Source organism: Paracoccus sp. MC1862 (genome assembly GCF_016617715.1).
Taxonomy (GTDB): domain Bacteria; phylum Pseudomonadota; class Alphaproteobacteria; order Rhodobacterales; family Rhodobacteraceae; genus Paracoccus.
In genome coordinates, this window is record NZ_CP067225.1 from 1,440,917 (window position 1) to 1,459,855 (window position 18,939).

The following is an 18,939-nucleotide window of genomic DNA, read 5'->3' on the forward strand; positions in this document are numbered from 1 at the left end:
CTGACAACGCATGAGGAGGTCCATCACTGACGCCGTTCTGCGCTCTGAAGACCGGGTACCTCGACACTCCCCAAGACTGGTGAGGCGGATCTTAGCCAGGATCGCTGGTGAAATGCCCTCATCGTTGTGCTATGTTCGGATCTGCCGGACAGGAGAACGCGGCATGATCGGCGAGGCTGCTCGCGACGGCGTGGTGATCGGGATGCTGCTGGGATTGGAGCAGGGAAGCCCACTGGTCGTCTTTGCCGGCAACCTGTCGCCGGAAGCCATCCCCGCACGCAGTCTCGTGCGCCTTGAACCCGAGGACATCGGTGCCGAACTCGCCCTTCTCTTCGAGGACGGGGACGCCAGCCGCCCACTGGTGATCGGCCGCATCGTCACCCCCCTCCCCCAAGGCACGATCGTCGTCCGCGACGGCGAGCCGCTGCGCATCACCGCGCGCGAACGGATCGAACTTCGATGCGGCAAGGCATCGATCGTGATGGAGGCGGACGGTCACATCACCATCCGCGGCAGCTATCTGGTCAGCCACGCCTCGGCCGCGAACCGCATCCGGGGCGGCTCGATCAACCTGAACTGATGTACCCGCCTGCCCCCGTCCTGCCCGAGATCCTGCGCCAACACGCCGAGCAGGCGGCGTTCCTGTGGACGGTCTATGACCGGGCGATGCTGTTCCCCGAGGAGAACCCGGAAATGGACGCCCTGCGCATTGCCCGGCTGCTGGAGCGGCTGGAGGCGCATCTGGACGGGTTGCGCGTGGCTGGCGCCGAGGGGCTGCGGGTGGCGGAGGCGCGGTTCGCGGAATACCCCGAGGCGGGGGAGTTGTTCGTGGTGCGGATGTTGCAGCCGGGAGCGGAGAAGGTGCGGGTGGCGGACTTGGATTGGGAGCGGGTCAGGGGGTATCTGACCCGCTGCCTCGATCAGCCGCCGTAATCCGCCATATCCAGTCGGCGCAGGAAGATGTTGCCGTCATAGCCCATCTCGAACCCCTCCCAATTCTGGCCGTCGAAGACGAAGACCTCCTTCCAACCAGAGATCACCAGCTTCTCGGCCGAGGCATGCATAAAGAAGCCCTGCCCCAGGTTGCGGAACGGGCGCAGCGCGCGGCCCTCCTGCACGCTGATGCCATAGCTGGGGTCGGTCCAGTAGCGCCGGCCCTTGAAGCTGCGTATCCCGAAATAGTCCCAAGGCTCGGCCTCGAGCGCGATCAACTCGTCCGCGACCAGCGCATAGGCGGTGCCCCCAGCACCACCGAAATGCAGCGCGCCATCGGCCGAAACCTCCAGCGCATAGAGATTGCGCTGGTCCGGGATCTCCAGCGGCACCCAAGCGCGCCCCTCAAGCCGCAGCAGCAAACCGCCATGACCGCAGGCATGCACGTCGCCGGCCGAGGTGCCGTGTATATCGCGCAATACCGCAAGATCGTAGGGCTGGATCAAATTCCAGCCCGCGCCTACCTCGCGGATATAGGCGACGCCGTGATCACCAAAGACGAATTGCGGGCCGCCCTCCAGATGCCAGACCCGGCGCAGCACCCCCTCGGGCAATGCGGTAACGCTGTCACCCGCCGGCGTCAGGTCATGGACCAGCCCGCCCAGTTCCAGTACCACATGTCGGTCCGGGACCAGTGTGGCATGCGAGTTGATCGCGTCCTCGATCTGCAGCCGTATCGTGAAGGTCAGCGTCTCGCCGAAGTCGATGTCGAGCAGGAACGAGCGCGAGAACTCGCAATCGACATCGGTCAGCTCGAAACTTGCGCTGTAGCGCGTGCCGCCAAGATGGAAGGCGTCGACGGTCTCGATGCGGACCTCGGAAGGGTCGAGGTCGTCCAGCGGATTGTCCGAAGGGGTGTCGGTATCGGTCATTCTCAACTCCTCAGCGGCGTGTTCAGGATCTCCTGCGTCGATGGCTGGCTGGTCGTGCCATCGGCATTCTGCTTGGGTTTGGCTACGCTCTGCAGATAGGCCACGATCACCACTTCGATGCACTCCAGCGCGGCCTTCTTTTCATCTTTCGAGGCATTGGGGGGCTGCAGCTTGTCATGGTGATCACCGTACGCCTGCTTGGTCACATCCAGCGACTCGCGCACGGTCGGCTTGGCTGTCTTCTTCAGCAGGTCGCGGTTGGCCTTGGTCTTCATCGGATGCGGCGCCCCCTTCATGCTGCCCGCGCCACTCTTGGGGCTGCCGTCCGGGTTCAGGTTGTAGGAACGCATGCAGATGCAGGGCGCTTTGTCCTTATGATATCCCGGAAAGGCGGCATAATTAATTCCGCCCCGCGATTTCTGCATCATCTGGTTTTCGAGCGGATGCTCCGACTGATCGGGATGCGTGCAGGTCTTCTTGCCATGTTCGTGCAACTGCATGTCCAGCTTATTGAGCAGCGTCACGCAGTCGGCGAAGGCTGGATTGACCGCGCAGATCTCGGGGAAAGGCGGCGTCTGCCCCGGATCAGAGGCATGGTTATGCGTCGCCAGATCGGAGAACCGGATCACCGGCTCGCCGTCGAACTTCACATCGTTGGACCACGCGTGGAAGTACTTCTTCCCCGTGTTCTTCGAGGTGATGATACCCTTCTTCGCCGCGCAGCCTGCCTCTGTGCCCGAGGTCTTCGCCTCATCCGACTTGTTCTTTATGTTCACCGTCTTGCCGCCGATGAACACCGTCCCGCTGCCGTTCTCGGTATCCGAGGCCATGCCGAAACTCGGATAGGGAACTGGCACGCCTGGCGGTGTTGCGGGGTTCTCGGGCGGGGTGAAGCAGGTGTCGGGGAAGGCGGCGATGGTCTTCGCGTTCACCGCCTTGCCGCTGATCTCCAGCCCGTTGGCGAAGACGCCGCTCATGGCGCGGCCTCCGCGCGGAAGCGGTCCTCGATGGACGCGTGTCGCATCGGGCCACGCGCCTCTTGCAGCACCGCCGCTCCGCAGGCGCCGTCATCGCCCGAGGCCTCGATCAGCACGGGCGAGCCGGGGGCATAGCTCTTGCGCGCGGCGGCCAGCGCCATGCCCAGCATCACCGGCACCACTGCTGCGCCGACATTGCCAAGGCTCTCTGCCGGGCTCCACAGGTCCTGGAAGGCCTTGCGTCCCCGTTCAAGCCGCAGGGTCATCAGCGCGGCCTGCCTGAAGAAGTGCTGCTCTCCGGTCAGGTCCGAGATGCGGTATTCCACATGGGCCAGATCGGTTTCCGCCTGTGCCAGCGCGGCGCGATAGGCGGACGCCATGCCGTCGCCGCGCAGGGGCAGGTCCTCGCCGTCCTTATCCTTGCCGTTGCCGAGGTATGCCACCTCGCGTGCCAACCCCAGGCCGGTCAGCCGCAACGGGCCGCCCGGTCCCAGCAGGACGGCCGCCGCGGCCTCGCCGGGGATGAATCCGTCGGCATTGCCCTCCTCCAGCAACCGCTGGAGCCCGGCGTAATGGGCTATGGCGGGGCCGGTCAGGTAGCTGTCGATGCCCAGCACGATCACCTGACCCGCCTGTCCCCCGGCGATCACGCGCCGTGCCTGGTCGAGCGCCACGAAGCCCGAGGGCCGGCCATGCTGGACCACATGCGTGCGCCGCTCGGGCAGGCGCAGGATCGCGGCCAGCATCCGCAGCAGTGCGGCTGGATCGGTGACCGGTCGGCCGGGGCGAGTTTCCTCGGCGAGACACAGGATGAGCGCCGCATCCCGCGCCGCGGGCTCCTGACGCAGGATGTCAGCCAGTGCCCCGGCGGCCAGATGCGCCATGCGTCGCGGACCGATCCAGTTGCGTGGCAGCGGCACCGCCGCGCCGATCCGCCAGCCGCCCCCGGCGACGAAGCGAGTCTCGGCGAAGCCGTCCAGACGGGCGCGGATGGCGGCGGCCGACGAGGCCCAGTCCAGACCCACCGCCGTCACCATCCCGGCTGCGCGGACACCTATCATGGCTCGGCCTCCTCCCCGAGCACGGCGGACAGGCGCAGGTAGCCCCGGCCCTCGCGCTCGGCCCGCAGCATGGCCTCGGTCGGTGGACCGATCCAGGCGCGCGAGAACTCAGCCAAGGTGCGGCGGACAGGCACACTGACGCGCCAGACCAGCATGAAGACGCGCGCCTCGGCATCGATCAGCAGGCTGTCGGGCAACGGCTGGCCCTCCAGGCAGACGTCCGTCCCGCGCCAGATCCGGATCGGCAGGCGGGTGTCGGGAAGCCGGAATGCCTCGCGCCCGCGCGAAGTCAGATGGACCAGAACAACCGGAGTGAACGGGGCAAGTGGGGTGATCTGCTGGTCGGGTGGCGCCATCTGGTAGTAGTGCTCGTCGAAGTCGGGAGGCAGGAAGGGCGCGATATTGTCCACCCAGTTCTGGTCGTAGGTCCCGCCAAAGGGCAGGCGCAGCGGCCAGCCGCGCCCGTAAGGGCCCAGCGCCATCGGCCGGTAGCTGCTGCCATAGGGCGAGACGACCTCCTCTCCCGGCGCCTCGGTATTGGGAAGCGCCAGTCCCGCCGGATCGCCGCCTTTCGCGGTCGCGAAGCCCAGGCCCACGGGATTTGCGGCATAGACGGGCACGTCCGGACCGGGCGGGCGGCTGCGGTCCGGGCCGCCGAACGCGGTGTCATAGGAAAACGGCATCCGCGTGAAGGGATATGGCCGGGTCGCCGTGATCGCCGGGCCAATGGTGCGCCATTCGCGCTGGCCCACCACGTCGAACTGCTTGGACCAGCCCCCTACGGCCAGTCCCACGCGCAGCCGCTCGACCGGCCGGGCGCCGGGCGCATGGGCCGCGCCGTTCAGCACCACGTCGCAGGCGGGCTTGCGAAAGGCGAAGTCGCTTTCCCATAGCGGCGCCGAAAAGCCGGGGGCGCCGGTGTATTCGTCGGCCATCACAAGCGGCCTCTGCATTTCCAGCGGCCGCGGCGGATCGCCCTCGCGGTCGGGAAAGGCGAAGCTCCCCTTGATCGTCAGCGTCATGAAGCTGCGGCCCGCCACGTCCATTCCCGCGCCCATCTGATGGGGAAAGCGGGTCTGGTCGAGGATCTGCATGGTGTTCAGCCCAGATCGTAAGCGAAGCCGTCGGTCCCGCCCGTGACCGTGACCCGAGCGATACCGAGGCCTTCAAGTCGCGCCTCAAGCACCCGGCGGCTGAGTTCGGGCAGCAGGGTCCCGGTCAGGATCGCGTCGATCATCCGCCCGCCGGACTCGACCTCGGTGCAGCGGGCGCGGATCTGCGCCATGACACCATCACCGACCACCAGTTCGGCCCCATGCGCTTCGTGCAGGCGGCGGGCGATGGCGCGCAGCTTGTGGCTGGCGATGGTCTCGATCATGGCGTCCGACAGCGGCAGATAGGGGACTGTCACCAGACGCCCCAGCAAGGCCGGGGGAAAGACCTTCAGCAGCGGCGGGCGCAGCGCGGCCGCCATCTGGTCGAAGCGGACCGGCGCATGGCCGGCATCCGTCAGGGCCATGATCTCGTCGGTGCCGACATTCGAGGTCATCAGGATCAGCGTGTTGCGAAAATCGATCCGCCGCCCTTCGCTGTCGTCGAGGCTGCCCTTGTCGAACACCTGGAAGAAGATCTCGTGGACATCCGGATGGGCCTTTTCCACCTCGTCCAGCAGGATGACCGCATAGGGACGGCGGCGCACCGCCTCGGTCAGCACCCCGCCCTTGCCGTAGCCGACATAACCGGGCGGCGCGCCCTTGAGGGTCGAGACGGTATGCGCCTCCTGGAATTCGCTCATGTTGATCGAAATGAGGTTCTGCTCGCCGCCATAAAGCGCGTCGGCAAGCGCCAGCGCGGTTTCCGTCTTGCCGACGCCCGAGGGACCGCAGAGCATGAAGACGCCGACCGGCTTTTCCGGCGCGCCAAGGCCTGCCAGACCGGTCTGGACTCGGCTGGCGATGGCCTCCATCGCGTGGTCCTGACCCACGACCCGCTCGGCCAGAAGCGCGGCCAGGCCCAGCGCGCGCTCGGTCTGGCTGGCCAGCATCCGGCCGACCGGGATTCCGGTCCAGTCCTGCACGATCGCCCCCACCGCCAGCCGGTCCACCGAGGGCAGGATCAGCGGCCGCTCGCCCTGCCTGCCGGCCAGCTCGGACATCTTCGCGCGCAGATCCGCAAGGCGCGCCGCCGGGTCGGGGGAAGTGGCCCCCTGCCCGTCCAGACCCGGATCTTCCGTTGGCAGAGGGGCGGGCGAGGCGTCTGGCGGCACCCCGGCCTTTTCGCCCCCCGCTTCCGACCCATCCGCACGCTGTTCCGGCGTCACCCCGTCCAGGGCCACGCCCTCGCCGCGCAACTCGGCCCGCAGCCGCAGGATATCCGCGACCAGCGCCTTCTCCGCCTTCCATCGCTCGACCGCGGCATCGCGGTCGGCTTCCGCCGCTACGCGGGCCGCGTCATTGGCCGCCTGCCGCTTTGCGGTGTCCACGCCCACGGCGGTTTCGCGCGCGATGATTCCCGCCTCGATCTCCAGCGCCTGCAGGCGGCGCTGCAGATCCTCAAGTTCGGCCGGCGTGGCGTGCTGGCTGACGGCGACGCGGGCGCAGGCTGTATCCAGCAGGCTGATCGCCTTGTCCGGCAACTGCCGCGCCGGGATGTAGCGATGGGACAGCGCCACCGCGGCGCCGATCGCCTCGTCCAGGATCTCGACGCGGTGATGCGCCTCGAGCACGCCGGCCATTCCGCGCAGCATCTCGATCGCGGCGGCTTCCGACGGCTCCTCGATGCGGACCACCTGGAAGCGGCGGGTCAGCGCGGGATCCTTTTCGATATGCTGCTTGTATTCGGCCCATGTGGTGGCGGCGACGGTCCGCAACTCGCCCCGCGCAAGCGCGGGCTTCAGCAGGTTCGCGGCGTCCCCGGTGCCCGCCGCGCCACCCGCGCCGATCAGGGTATGGGCCTCGTCGATGAACAGGATCACCGGCCTGACCGAAGACTGGACATCGTCGATCACCGCCTTCAGCCGCTTCTCGAACTCTCCCTTCACGCTGGCGCCGGCCTGCATCAATCCGATGTCCAGCAGCCACAGATCGACCGAGGCAAGCTGCGGCGGCACGTCGCCCCGCGCCAGCCGCTGGGCGAAGCCCTCGACCACGGCGGTCTTGCCGACACCCGCCTCGCCGGTCAGGATCGGGTTGTTCTGCCGCCGCCGCATCAGGATATCGATGATCTGGCGGATCTCGGGGTCGCGCCCGACGACCGGATCGATCCTGCCGGCCCGCGCCCGTTCGGTCAGGTTGGTGGCATACTTCGCCAAGGCTCCGTCGGCCTGCCGCGCCGCCACCGGTTCTGCAGTGGCAAGCGCCGGGGGCTCCGCCTCGCCAGAGGCTGCGACAATGCCGGGCAGGTCCGGCGCCATGAGGTCCGCGTCGATGCGGCCGAGTTCGGGACTGATCCGCAGCAGCAGCGATTCCAGCGCAGGGGTCTTGAGACAGGCGATCAGGATGTCGGCCGATCGCACCTGATCGGTGCCGCGTTCCAGCGCGGCTCGGGTCCATCCTTCCTGGATGGCATGGAAGATGTGGTCGGAAAACTCCTCGACCGCGCTTGCCCCGCGCGGCAGCGCGTCCAGCGCACGCGCAAGATCCCCCTCCAGACGGGCCGCATCGACGCCCGCCGCCGCGCCGATCAGGGCAAGATCCGAATCCTGCCGCTCTGCCAGTGCAGCGATGAAATGAGCTAGTTCGACATAGGGATTGCCGCGGGACTTGGCCTTTCGCGCCGCGTCGGAAAAGGCCCGCAGGCAAAGCGGGTTCAGCCGGCCCACCAGTTCCTTGCGCTTGACGGTCTCTCTCGAGCCAGGGGGAAGGATACGGGGGGTCACGGTCGTCATTCCGGCCATCCTTGGACAGGGGACGAAAGAACTGCAGAGCAAAAAGCCGACGCAATGAAACAGGGCTTGCGCGAGGCGGGTGCCGAGAGAAAACTGTTCCTGCGGAAAGTGTATTTCAAAACCGCTGCATCCGGAAACATTTTCGCGGGACCGCGAAGCCGGGACGCAGGGGCGAAAGGGCCGCCATCATGATCCCGTCTCTGCCTGGGGACATCTTCCGCCCGGGTCAGGTGCTGAACAACACCTGGACTGTCGAGGGCGTCCTGGGCCGCGGCGGCACGGGCGAGGTTTATCGCGCGTGCAGCCTCGTGACCGGCAGGATCGTGGCCATCAAGGCATTGTCGGCGCAGTTCGCGGGCGATGAAGGCTATCTGGAACTGATGCGCCGCGAAGAGGCGATGCGCAACATCATCCACGATGCCGTGGTGCGCTACAGCGAATGCTCCCGCACCGCCGAGGGAAATATGTTCCTGGTGATGGACTTCATCGACGGTCCGGCCCTGTCCGAGGTCATGAACGCCCGAAGGCTGAGCCCGCGCGAGTTGTTGATCATCGCGCACCGCGTGGCCGAGGGCCTCGCCGCCGCCCACGTCCATGGAGTCGTGCACCGCGACTTGTCGCCCGACAACATCATCCTGCGCGATAACCGAGTCGAGGGCGCGACGATCATCGACTTCGGCATAGCCAAGGACACCTTCAGCCGCGCGCGCTCGGTGGTGGGCAACCAGTTCGCCGGCAAGTACGAATATGCCGCGCCTGAACAGTTCGAAGGCAAGGCCGTGCCGGCCAGCGACCTTTACGCCTTGGGCGCGACGCTGGCCGCCGCCGCGCGCGGAGAGATTCCCTTTGCCGGGTCCACGCCCGGAGAGATGATCCGCCGCAAGTCCGAGCCACTGGACGTGTCTGGCCTGCCCGAGCCCTTGGCCGGGCTGATCCTCTGGCTGTCTGCCCCGAAGCTGGCGGACCGCGCCCCTTCGGCCACCGCCGTGCTGGCCCGGCTGGATTCGCTGCTCAAGGGTCAGCCCCAGGCGCCGGCGCGCGGCGGACGCAGCACGACCGGGGATCGGGGCACCAAGCGCGCGCGGAAAGGCGGGGGACTGGGCCGGGCGTGGCTTGCCGGACTGGCGGCGGTCCTGCTGGTGGCGGCCACGATCCTCCTTGTGCGGCCGCTTGTCGGGCCCGACCTGCCCTTGGCCGCGCCCTGGCGGCTCGAGGCCGCGTCCAGCCCGGCGCCACGCCTGTCGGGACATGCCCCCAACACGGCCACGGCAGGCCGGATCGCGGGTGCCGTCGCGTCGGCGACCGGCGCCCCACTGCCTCCGGATGCACTGGCCGAGGCGCGCGGCATGCCGGCGCCGGGCTGGGCCACAGCGATGGAGCGGCTTTTCCCGGAACTGGAAGGACTGGAGGACTGGATCGTCTCGGTCACGGACCTCACCGTCGAGATCGCAGGGCGTGCCGCCTCGACCCAGGAACGCGACATCATTGCCGAGAGGCTGGAGAGTTGGGCGCACCAATCGGGCATGACCCTGCGCCTGGACCTGACCGCACCGGTCCTGCTGTCCGCTGCCGAGATCGAGGCGGTGTCGGCGCGCCATGCGGCTTGCGGCGCACTGACCAGCGACATTCCTAACGCCGGGGTACCGGACGATGGCAGCGTCACGATCACGGGCACGCTGCCCGACGCGGGCGCGGAAGCCGCGCTGGCCGGGGATCTAGGTCCGCTGGTTGGCGCACGGACGCTTCGGCTGGATATCGAGACGCTGGACCCGGAGCTGTGCCGGATCCAGGCCGCCCTGGCCGGGTTGCCGGAGGGTGGCGTCACCATTCGCCTGTCCGAGGCACGCCGTCCCGAACCCTCGCTGACCGGCATCTATCATCCCGGCGACAATCCCGTCGCCGACGTGCTTATTCCCACGGCGCTGGCCGCGACCCCGGGAGCCGAACTCTGGCTTGCCCTTGCATATTCAGGAAAGGTTTACCCCCTGCGACCCACTCTTGCCGATGAGGAGACGCGGCTCGACCGGATCGGGCAGGCGTCGGGTGCACTCCACATCGTCCGGGCGCTGTGGACTGCCGATGAGGTCAAGGCAGTCAGGGGAAGAGCCGGCTTTACCGTGAACGACAAGGACTTCGGCAAGGCGGGGCTGTTCGCCCTCATCAGCCAAGGGCCGCTCTTCCCCGAACGGCGGCCCGGCGACGAGTCCGCGGCTTCGTTCGCCGAGGCGGTGGCGGCCCGCCGCGCCGCGCGGCCCGACCTTGTGCTGGCGGCCACCTTCCGGGCGCTGGATCTCCGTCCCCGACAGTAGGGCGTGTTTCGATACTCTGCAGGACTCATTGCGTAACAGCCTGATTCATGGGATGATCGGCAGGCTTGGGGAACTGCACACACGGCCTTGCACATAAAGGTTTCGGCCATGTTTCTCGCGCCCTTGTCCGTCCCGGACTCAGCCGGGCTGGATCTTCGCAACGACACGAGGTTTCTGGCGCTCGAGCGGGCGCTGGACGGGGCCTCGCGGGCAGTCAGGGCGGCGCAGGTGGCCAAGGGCAACACCGGCGACGTGCCGCTGGAGTGGGCGAAGCTGCTCGAGGATGCGGCGGCACTGGCCGAGGCAGGGCGCGATCTGCGGTTGCTGGTCATCGCCGCGCGGATCATGACCAACCTCGACGGTCCCGCCGGGCTGGCCGAAGGGCTGAACCTGCTGGGCGGCGCGCTGGAGGACTGGTGGGACAACCTTCATCCCGCCCTGCGCGACGGCAAGTTCCCGCGCGAGTCGGCGCTGCGGCGCATCAATGCCCTGTATCAGATCGAGAATTCCGATGCGGGGATCCTGGGCGATCTGGATTTCAACACGATGCTGGCGCCCCGCGGCCTGCCTGTCGTCTCGGGAGGGGATCTCGCCGCGGGCGCCGTCAGCCAGGCCATTCTGGCGGCCGAGGGCAAGACCGGGCTATCTCCGGCCGAACAGGCCGAGCGCGCGGCGCGCCATGAGGCCCGGGTGGCGCGGGTGATGACCGCCTGCCGCGCCTCGCGCGACCTCGAGCCCGAAGCGGTGTCCGTGCTGGAAACGGGCCTGGATGCCGCGCTGGCGGCGCTTGCCCGGCTCGAGACCGCGCTGGCCGCCCGCATCGGGGACGAGCCCCCAACCCGCTTTGCCGCCTTGCGCCAGATGCTGCAGCGGATGCAGGCGGCGCTGGCCAGTCCGGCCGCCCAGCTTGCCCCCGCCTCCGGCAGCCCGGGCAATGCGGCAGAACCGGAGAATGTCGGGCCGGCACCGGCGCAGATGCCGGTCAGTGCCTGCGCTCAGCCGATGGGCCTGCCCGCCCGGCTGTCATCACGCCGCGAGGTCGAGACCTGCCTCGACCTCGTCATAGACTTCTACGAACGCAACGAACCGGCCTCGCCGCTGCCGCATCTGGCACGACGCATGAAGAGGATGGTGTCGATGAACTTTCTGGAACTGATCGAGGAACTTGCCCCCGGAGGGATGAAGGAATTCCGCAATGTCGCCGGCGTCACCGAGGACAAGGGCCGCTGAGCGGCATCAATGGACCCGACACCGCTGGACCCGCCGCAAGAGGGAGTAGCCGCAATGAGCGAGAGCAAGTCAAAGGTCATCGAACGCAATCGCCCGCCGCGGGTGCAAATCTCCTATGATGTCGAGCATTACGGCAGCCCGACCACGATCGAGCTGCCCTTCGTCATGGGCGTCATGGCGGACTTGGCGGGCCAGTCGACGTCGCGCGAGGCGCAGAAGCCGCCGGCCGAACGCAGCTTCGTCGAGGTGGATGCCGGCCGCTTCCGGTCCTTCATGGAGGCGCTCTCTCCGCGCGTGACCGCACGCGTCCCCAACCGCCTGCCGGGCAAGCCCGGCCAGGAGGCACCCGACGAGGAGATGTTCGTCGATCTGACCTTCCGCGACATGGGAGGCTTCACCCCGGACCGCATAGCCGAGCAGATCCCCGAACTGGCCGAACTGCTGAAGATGCGCCGCAAACTCGAGGAACTGCTGAGCTACATGGACGGCAAGTCCAGCGCCGAAAAGCGCATTGCCCAGCTTCTGAACGATGAACCCCTGCTGGCCCGCATCGCCGAACAGGCGATGGGCGGCGACAAGTCCGAGAGCTGAGCCATGGCCGAACAGGAACTCAAGGCCGCCGACACCGCCGCCGAGGTCGAAGCCGTCGACCTGGACGAATTCGGCGCATTGCTGGAAAAGGATTTCCGCGTCAGGGAGGACGACAGCGCCAAGCTGCGCGAGCTGGTCGCCAACCTCGCGCTGGCCGCACGGGAAAAGGCGGGCAGCGCCACGATCAGCGGCAATGCGGTGCGCTCGATCAAGTCGCTGATCGCCGGGATCGACCAGCTTCTGACGATGCAGATGAACGAGGTGCTGCACGCCCCCGAGGTCCGCGCGATGGAGGGCACATGGCGCGGGCTGCACTATCTGGTGAACAACACCGAAACCGACAACATGATGAAGATCCGGGTGATGAACATCACCAAGGACGAGCTTGCCGACCAGCTCGAGGACTTCGAGGGACAAATGTGGGACCAGTCCCCCATGTTCCGCAAGCTTTATACCGAGGAGTATTCCAGCTTCGGCGGCGCGCCCTTCGGCACCGTCCTCGGGACCTACGAATTCAGCCATCACCCTCGCGACGTGGGCTTGCTGCGGAGTCTGTCGGGAATCTGCGCCTCGGCCCATGCGCCCTTCATCGCCGCCGCTTCCCCGCGGCTGTTCCGCATGGAAAGCTGGCAGGAACTGCCCAATCCGCAGGACCTGAAGATGGTGACCTCTTCCCCCGACTACGCGGCCTGGCAGAGCCTGCGGGAAAGCGAGGACGCGCGTTACATCGGGCTGACGCTGCCGCGGGTTCTGGCCCGGCTGCCCTATGGCCCCGACACGATCCCGGTCAAGGGCTTCGACTTCCGCGAGGAGATCGACGGCCGGCACGACCATTACGTCTGGATGAACGCGGCCTTCCCGATGGGGGTGAACATCAACCGCAGCCACAAGCTGTATGGCTGGGGCAGCCAGATCCGCGGCGTGGAATCGGGCGGCGCGGTGACAAACCTGCCGGTGCATACCTTCCCCGGCGACGACGGATCGGTGGTGATGAAATGTCCCACCGAGATCGCCATCGATGACCGGCGCGAACTCGAACTGGCAAGGCTCGGGCTGATGCCGATCCTGCATCGCAAGAACACCGATGTCGCGGCCTTCCTGGGTGCCCAGTCCCTGCAGGATTGCGAGGCAAGGGCCGGACGGCTGGTCGATCCCGACGCCCAGGCGAACGAACGGCTGTCGGCGAACCTCCCCTATCTGCTGCCGGTCTGCCGTTTCGCCCATTACCTCAAGGCCATCGCCCGCGACAAGATCGGCACCTTCAAGGAACGCGCCGACATGGAGGTGTGGCTGTCCGAATGGATCAACCGCTATGTCCTGGCGAACACCGCGATGGCCGATGACAAGGCCAAGGCGCGGCGACCGCTCGCCAAGGCCGAGGTCAAGGTGGACAGCGTCGAGGGCCGGCCCGGCTATTACGCCGCCCGCTTCTACCTGCGCCCGCATTACCAGCTCGAAGGGATCAATGCCTCGCTGCGGCTGGTGTCGGAACTGCCCTCGGTCAAGGGCGCGTGACACTCTCGCGCCGGGCCACCCGGCCCGCGCTCCTGGCCTGGCGACGCCGGACCTCCGACGCGGCCCCCGCGGGGACCCGCCACCCTTGAACCCCAGCCTGCCGGAACAGGAGCATTGTCATGGCCTTCACCGGATACCTCAAGATCGACGGCATCGACGGCGAATCCCGACGAGCCGACCACGAGGGCGAGATCGACGTCTGGGGCGTCAGCCTGAACGCCGCGCAGAAAAGCTCGGCCGCGACCGGCTCCGGTCGCGTGCGCGGGCGTGCGACGGTCAGCGACCTGACGCTGCGCAAGTGGTACGACGCCGCCTCGCCCTATCTCGCGCTGGCCTGCATGCAGGGCAAGGCCTTCCCCGAGATCGTCTTCACCGCCCGCAAGGATTCCGGCGAGGCGCATCTGGATTACCTGACGATCACGATGAGCAACTGCCTGATCTCTGGCTATGACATGAAGCAGGACTCGCCTTCGGAAGACTCGGCCGCCCTGATCTCGGAAGAGGTCGGGATCTCGTTCGAGAAGATCAAGATCAAGTATGTTCTGCAGGCCGACGACCATTCGAAGGGTGACGAGCACGAGGTCGAATACGACCTGATGGCGGCCAAGTGACCGCCGCGCCCGCAGGAGTGCCGAAATGCCCGGCCCACCCCTGGACGAACGCCCCCGGACCGCCCTGCCCCCGCGTGGACGGCGCGAGGCGGTGCAGCCGAGCCTGTGGGACCGGCTGATCGACGACCTGCCCGGCCTTGCGGCCGAGATAGCCCGCCTCGAGGCCACGCTGCGGCCCAGGATCGGCGCCGAACGGCTGGAGGCGCTGTCTGCAGGAGGCGATGCCCAGGGGCTTGCCCCCGAGGACGCGCGGGACTGGGCAGCCCTGGCGCAATTGCGCAACCGCCGCACGGTGCTTCAGGACCGGGGCGTCTTCGTGACCCCCGAGCAGTTGCGCGAGGCGGTGCGCCGCGACGTCGAGGACCTGTTCGGGGTCGAGCGGTTCGAGGTGCGCTATCTGCTGACGGACATGGAGCGCCGCATGGCCCCGCGCGGGATGGCCGGGGGGGCCGAGGATCCCGCCGAGATGCTGGTCGATTTTCCCCATGTCCGGGCCTCGGTCCTGAACTACGGCGTGCCCGCCTTTGCCGGGCGACGGGCGAGCGATTTCGATCACGAGGCGCTGGCCTGCGAGTTGCGCGAGGTGTTGGCCCTGTTCGAGCCCCGCCTGCGCCGCGACAGCATCCGCGTCACGGTCGAACCCGGCGCCCGCGTCGGCCTGCGCATCCGCATCGAGGGACTGCTGCTGATGGCCCCGGTGCCGGAAAGGTTGCGCCTGCTGACCACCATCGACCTCGACACGGGCGCCGCCGCGACGGCGCTGGAGGAGGGCTGATGGACCGCGCCTTCCTTGCCGCCTACGAGGCCGAGTTGGACCATATCCGGGGGCTCGCCTCGGAATTCGCGGCGCTGCATCCGAACGTGGCCCGCAACCTGTCGCTGGATTCAGTGCCCTGCCCCGATCCCTATGTCGAGCGGCTGCTCGAAGGCGTGGCTTTCCTGGCGGCGCGCACGGCGCTGAAAATCGAGGCCGAGGGCCGGCGGTTCACGGCGGGCGTACTGGAGGCGCTGTGGCCCGATCTTGCCGCGCCGGCGCCCGCCATGGGCATGGGCGTGCTGCAGCCCGGCCCCCAGGTCCAGGCCATGCCCGCAGGCCACCGCGTGCCCCGCGGCAGCCGGTTGTGCGCCGTCATGCGCGAAGGGCTGACCACGCGCGCCACCTATACCACGGCACAGGATGTCACCCTTTGGCCGATCGCGCTGGAAGCGGCAGAGTATCTTCCCGATCGCGGCGCTCTGGCCGCCGCGGGCCTCGGGGTGCCAGCCAGCCGGGCCGAGGCCGCGATCCGCCTGATCCTGCGCGGCGCCGGGCCCACGTCCCTCTCCGCCCTGACGCTCGACCGGCTGGACCTGTGCTTCGCCGGAAGTCCCCGCGCGGCCGCGCTGTTCGACGCGGTCCACGGCAGCGCCATCGCTGCGGTCGCCCACCCGGCGCGGCCCGGCGCGGCGGGGCAGGCCATTGCGCTGCCGGCCATGGTCGGCGTTGCCGATGATGAGGGCCTTACCCCCCGCGTCCGGCAGAGCTTCGAGGGATTTCGCCTGCTGCGGGATTATTTCCTGATGCCCGAGCGCTTTCATTTTCTGCGTCTGAACGAGATTTCCCCGGCCGCGGCTCAATGCGGTCCCGGCGTGGCGCTTGACCTTGCCGTGCTGCTGTCGCGGCCCGAACCGCAACTGGCCGGTCTGGACGCGGGCGACTTTCGGCTTTTCGCGACGCCGCTGGTCAACCTGTTCGAAAAGGAATGCAACTTCGTCGATCTCGACCCCCGCGCGACCGCCCACCCGGTCCATGCCGACCGCGCCCGGACCCGCGATTTCGAGATCTATCGCCTGCTCCGTGTCGCCGATGCCGACCGCGAGGGGGACTCGGGACTTCTCTGCCCTGTCCATGCGCCGCGGGCCCGCACCGGCGAAGCCCCGCTGTGGTGGGCCGAACGCCGCCCCCGCCGCCCTGCCACCGACGAGATCAGCCGCGGCCAGATGCGCAGCTCCTATGCGGGCGACGACCTGTGGATCTCTGTCTCGCAGAGCGCCGGCGCCATGCCCCGGCGGCTGGACATCCGCGCGCTTTGCACCAACCGCGACCTGCCGATCCTGGACGACACGCCGCGCCTGACCCCCGAGGGCGGAGAGCCGATCCTGCGCGTCGATCTGATCGCCCCTATGCGTCGCCCGCAGCCGGCGCTGACCGCGGCGGATGCGGGCGCAACCAGGGCCCCCGGGGACGACACCGCATGGCGGCTGGTGGCGCAACTGTCGTCCAGCCACCTTTCGCTGGCCGAGGCCGGGCGCGGGGGCGCGCCGCTGAATGCACTGCTGGCGCTTTACGCCGACCGCGGCGATCCGGCGCTGGCCCGCCACGCTCGTGCGGTTGCGTCTGTGTCCAGCCGGCCGGTGATCGAACGGCTGGCCCTGCCCGGCCCGCTCGCCTTCGGACGGGGCACCGAGATCACGCTGGACATCGACGAAACCCTGCTGGCCGGCGCAAGCCATTTTTTGCTGTCCGCGCTGCTGGACCGGCTGTTCGCTCGGTATGCTTCGGTCAATGCCTTTGTCCGCACGCGCACCCGGCTTGTCCGCAAACAGGAGGAGATGTCATGGCCGATGCGGCCCGGCTGTCGCGCCCGGATCTGACCCCGGACAGCACCACACCGAACCCGCCGCCCGACATCGAGGCCTTCGAGCTGATGCGGTGGCTGGAAACCCCCGAGCGCCACTTCGGGCGGGCGGGTGGCCCGGCGCAGGAGCCCGCCCGGCTGGGGCAGCAGATCCGGCTCGGTCCTGCCGCTTGCGAGATCGCCGGATGGGACCCCGGCCGAAGCGACGCTCCTGCCTGGATCGCGGTCGAGATCACCGGGCTGTTCGGCCCCGAGGGTCCGATGCCTCTGCATCTCAGCCGCCGCATCCTTGAGCGCATGTCCGAACGCTGGTTTCCGGGCGATCCCTCGCCGGAACCCGGCGCCGACCGCACCTTTCTCGAATTCTGCAACCTGCTGCAGCACCGGATGATCGCATTCCACTATCGCGCCTTCGCCGAGGCGCAGCCTGCCGTCGCCGCCGATCATGGCGGCCGTGGACAGGTGACCATCATGCTCGCCGCTCTGGCGGGCATCGGCCTACCGGGGATCACCGAGGCGCTGGACGACCCTGACCTTGTACTCCGTCATGCCACCAGCCTCGCCAGCGAGATACGCAACCCCGAGCGGTTGGAGGAGGTCTTGTCCGACCTGCTCGACGCGTCCGTCCAGGTGGTGGAGTTCACGCCTTGCTGGCAAACCATCCCTGCGGGCCTGAGTAGCCGTCTGGGGCTGGCCTACGCCGGTCTGGGCCGCAGTGCCGTCCTGGGTCCGCGCATCTACCAGCCGCAAGGGCGGGCGGAGATCCAAGTGGGCCCGCTGACGCTGGGGCACTATCTGGCGCTGGCCGGCGAGGGTTCGGCGCAACAGGCTCTCTGCAACGTCCTGCGCTTCGTCATGGGCGAGGAGACCGGCTTCGATCTGCGCCTTGTCCTGGCGGGGGGTGAAATCCCTGCTTCCCTGCTGGGGGAAGGCCCGACCCTTGGCCGCACCGCCTGGCTTGCGGGGGGCAAGGCGGGAAACCGGGGTGATCTGGTGATGTCGCTGGATGAAAGGCAGGCCCTGCGATGACCCTCAGTCTTGCCGTCCTCTCCAGCCCGGTTCCCCAGCCGCTCGCCACGTTCCGGCTCGAGTCCGGGCGGGCGGTGCTGGGGCGGGGCGAGGACTGCGACTGGCGGCTTGAGGATCCGGGGATGTTCGTCTCGCGCCATCATTGCGTGGTAGAGGTCACCGACCGCGGCTGCACCGTCACCGACACCAGTTCAGGCGGGCTTTTTCTTGACGAGGGGCCGCAGCCGCTGGGCCAGGGGCGCTCGGCCTCGCTTCGTGACGGGATGAGGCTGCGGATGGGGGACCTGATCCTCGGGGTCGAGCTTGGCCAGTTCGGTCAGGCACCTGAGGCGCCCCGGGATTCAGGCGTCGGCCGCGATCCGTTCTTCGATCCGCAGGAGGTGCCGCCACCCGTTTCCCGCCCCGCGGACTTGCCCCCCCCCTTCGAGCACCCGATCCCTGTGCAGAACCGGACTCCCGAGGCAACGCTGCCGGGCCTTGATGATCCCTTCACCCTGGACCCCCTTACCACCTCGCGGGAACCGCCGCCAGAGAAAGCGGCCAAGGGGGGCATCGAGTGGGACTGGGGGCCCCCGCCGGTCAAGTCGGGGTCCGAGACAACCGAGCCGGGGGACCGGGTCTCGCCAGTCACCGATCTGCAGGACCGGGAGCCCGAGGCGCCGACGCCTGCGTCGGCTGCGGCTGCGGCGGCTTTCCTGCGCGGTGCGGGCCTGGACCCGAACGGGACGGATGTGCCGGACTTTGAGGCACTCGGTCGCCGCTATCGCATGATGACCGAAGGACTGGTGGCTCTCCTGCGCGCGCGATCTGAGGAAAAGGCGGCGCTGCGCGTCGCGCCCACGCTGATCGGAGCGCAGCAGGTGAACCCGCTGAAGTTCCTTGCTCTGGCCGAGGAACAGGTGGCGGCCCTCGTCGCGCCGCGCGGCCCGGGCTATCTGGACCCGGACGCCGCCATCGCCGAGGCCTTCCGCGACCTGGCCGACCACCGGATGCGAAGCTGGAAGGCCATGCAGGCTGCCCTGCGGCGAATGATCGACCGCTTCTCGCCCGAGGCGATCGAGGCCGAACTGGCCGATACGGGGCAACTGCGCGCGCTGCTGGCGGGGGGACGCCCCGCCCTGCTGTGGAAAGCCTATGCCGCGCGCTGGGCCGAGACGGCCCGCGCCGCCGAGGATCGTTTCCTTGGCGAGGTCGGCCCCGAGTTCCGCGACACCTACGAAACACCAGACCGGAGGGAACCATGACCG

General features: G+C 68.4%; 16 protein-coding genes. 11 read left to right on the forward strand and 5 right to left on the reverse strand.

The window, feature by feature from the left end; all coding sequences use genetic code 11:
• The first annotated feature begins 163 nt into the window (after positions 1-163).
• Both JGR78_RS07255 and JGR78_RS18505 read left to right on the forward strand, forming a co-directional pair.
• Complete coding sequence (locus JGR78_RS07255) at positions 164-580, forward strand: DUF6484 domain-containing protein (protein ID WP_182805325.1); 417 nt, start codon at positions 164-166, stop codon at positions 578-580.
• Positions 580-933 carry a hypothetical protein gene (locus tag JGR78_RS18505; protein WP_182791144.1) on the forward strand — a complete coding sequence of 118 codons (354 nt, stop codon included), beginning with the start codon at positions 580-582 and terminating at the stop codon, positions 931-933. Before JGR78_RS07255 ends, JGR78_RS18505 begins: the two co-directional genes overlap by 1 nt.
• On the opposite strand, the gene JGR78_RS07265 is transcribed toward JGR78_RS18505, so the two are convergent.
• Genes JGR78_RS07265 through tssH form a run of 5 tightly spaced genes read right to left on the reverse strand, consistent with a single transcriptional unit; the run spans position 921 to position 7,789 of the window.
• Positions 921-1,865 carry a hypothetical protein gene (locus JGR78_RS07265; RefSeq protein ID WP_182791143.1) on the reverse strand — a complete coding sequence of 315 codons (945 nt, stop codon included), beginning with the start codon at positions 1,863-1,865 and terminating at the stop codon, positions 921-923. The two genes, JGR78_RS18505 and JGR78_RS07265, sit on opposite strands and share 13 nt — an antisense overlap.
• A 2-nt stretch (positions 1,866-1,867) precedes the next feature.
• On the reverse strand, positions 1,868-2,842 hold the full coding sequence (locus JGR78_RS07270) for a DUF4150 domain-containing protein (protein ID WP_182805327.1): 975 nt from the start codon (positions 2,840-2,842) through the stop codon (positions 1,868-1,870).
• On the reverse strand, positions 2,839-3,903 hold the full coding sequence (locus tag JGR78_RS07275) for a 3-oxoacyl-ACP synthase (protein ID WP_182805330.1): 1,065 nt from the start codon (positions 3,901-3,903) through the stop codon (positions 2,839-2,841). Before JGR78_RS07275 ends, JGR78_RS07270 begins: the two co-directional genes overlap by 4 nt.
• Positions 3,900-4,997: a DUF2169 domain-containing protein gene (locus tag JGR78_RS07280; RefSeq protein WP_182805332.1), complete on the reverse strand. Its 1,098-nt coding sequence runs from the start codon at positions 4,995-4,997 to the stop codon at positions 3,900-3,902. Before JGR78_RS07280 ends, JGR78_RS07275 begins: the two co-directional genes overlap by 4 nt.
• A 5-nt stretch (positions 4,998-5,002) precedes the next feature.
• Positions 5,003-7,789 (reverse strand): type VI secretion system ATPase TssH, encoded by a 2,787-nt coding sequence (gene tssH, locus JGR78_RS07285; protein ID WP_182805334.1) that lies wholly within the window; start codon positions 7,787-7,789, stop codon positions 5,003-5,005.
• Positions 7,790-7,977: 188 nt separating this feature from the next.
• On the opposite strand from tssH, the gene JGR78_RS07290 reads away from it, so the two are divergent.
• From JGR78_RS07290 to tagH, 9 genes are all read left to right on the forward strand, one after another.
• Positions 7,978-10,098, forward strand: a complete 2,121-nt coding sequence (locus JGR78_RS07290; protein WP_182805336.1) for a serine/threonine-protein kinase — start codon at positions 7,978-7,980, stop codon at positions 10,096-10,098.
• 108 nt (positions 10,099-10,206) lie between these two features.
• Positions 10,207-11,328, forward strand: coding sequence for an ImpA family type VI secretion system protein (locus JGR78_RS07295; RefSeq protein ID WP_182805338.1), 1,122 nt, complete (start codon positions 10,207-10,209; stop codon positions 11,326-11,328).
• Between the two features lie 54 nt (positions 11,329-11,382).
• On the forward strand, positions 11,383-11,919 hold the full coding sequence (gene tssB, locus JGR78_RS07300; RefSeq protein ID WP_182791136.1) for a type VI secretion system contractile sheath small subunit: 537 nt from the start codon (positions 11,383-11,385) through the stop codon (positions 11,917-11,919).
• 3 nt (positions 11,920-11,922) lie between these two features.
• Positions 11,923-13,434 carry a type VI secretion system contractile sheath large subunit gene (gene tssC / locus JGR78_RS07305; protein WP_182805340.1) on the forward strand — a complete coding sequence of 504 codons (1,512 nt, stop codon included), beginning with the start codon at positions 11,923-11,925 and terminating at the stop codon, positions 13,432-13,434.
• Positions 13,435-13,553: 119 nt separating this feature from the next.
• On the forward strand, positions 13,554-14,045 hold the full coding sequence (locus JGR78_RS07310; RefSeq protein WP_182791134.1) for a type VI secretion system tube protein Hcp: 492 nt from the start codon (positions 13,554-13,556) through the stop codon (positions 14,043-14,045).
• 25 nt (positions 14,046-14,070) lie between these two features.
• The gene (locus JGR78_RS07315; RefSeq protein WP_182805342.1) at positions 14,071-14,820 is read left to right on the forward strand and encodes a type VI secretion system baseplate subunit TssE; all 750 of its coding nucleotides are present in this window, start codon (positions 14,071-14,073) and stop codon (positions 14,818-14,820) included.
• Positions 14,820-16,679 carry a type VI secretion system baseplate subunit TssF gene (gene tssF / locus JGR78_RS07320; RefSeq protein ID WP_182791132.1) on the forward strand — a complete coding sequence of 620 codons (1,860 nt, stop codon included), beginning with the start codon at positions 14,820-14,822 and terminating at the stop codon, positions 16,677-16,679. The genes JGR78_RS07315 and tssF overlap by 1 nt, the downstream gene beginning before the upstream one ends.
• Positions 16,643-17,692, forward strand: coding sequence for a type VI secretion system baseplate subunit TssG (gene tssG, locus JGR78_RS07325; protein WP_182791131.1), 1,050 nt, complete (start codon positions 16,643-16,645; stop codon positions 17,690-17,692). Before tssF ends, tssG begins: the two co-directional genes overlap by 37 nt.
• Positions 17,689-18,936, forward strand: a complete 1,248-nt coding sequence (gene tagH, locus JGR78_RS07330) for a type VI secretion system-associated FHA domain protein TagH (protein ID WP_182805344.1) — start codon at positions 17,689-17,691, stop codon at positions 18,934-18,936. Before tssG ends, tagH begins: the two co-directional genes overlap by 4 nt.
• Positions 18,937-18,939 lie beyond the last annotated feature (3 nt).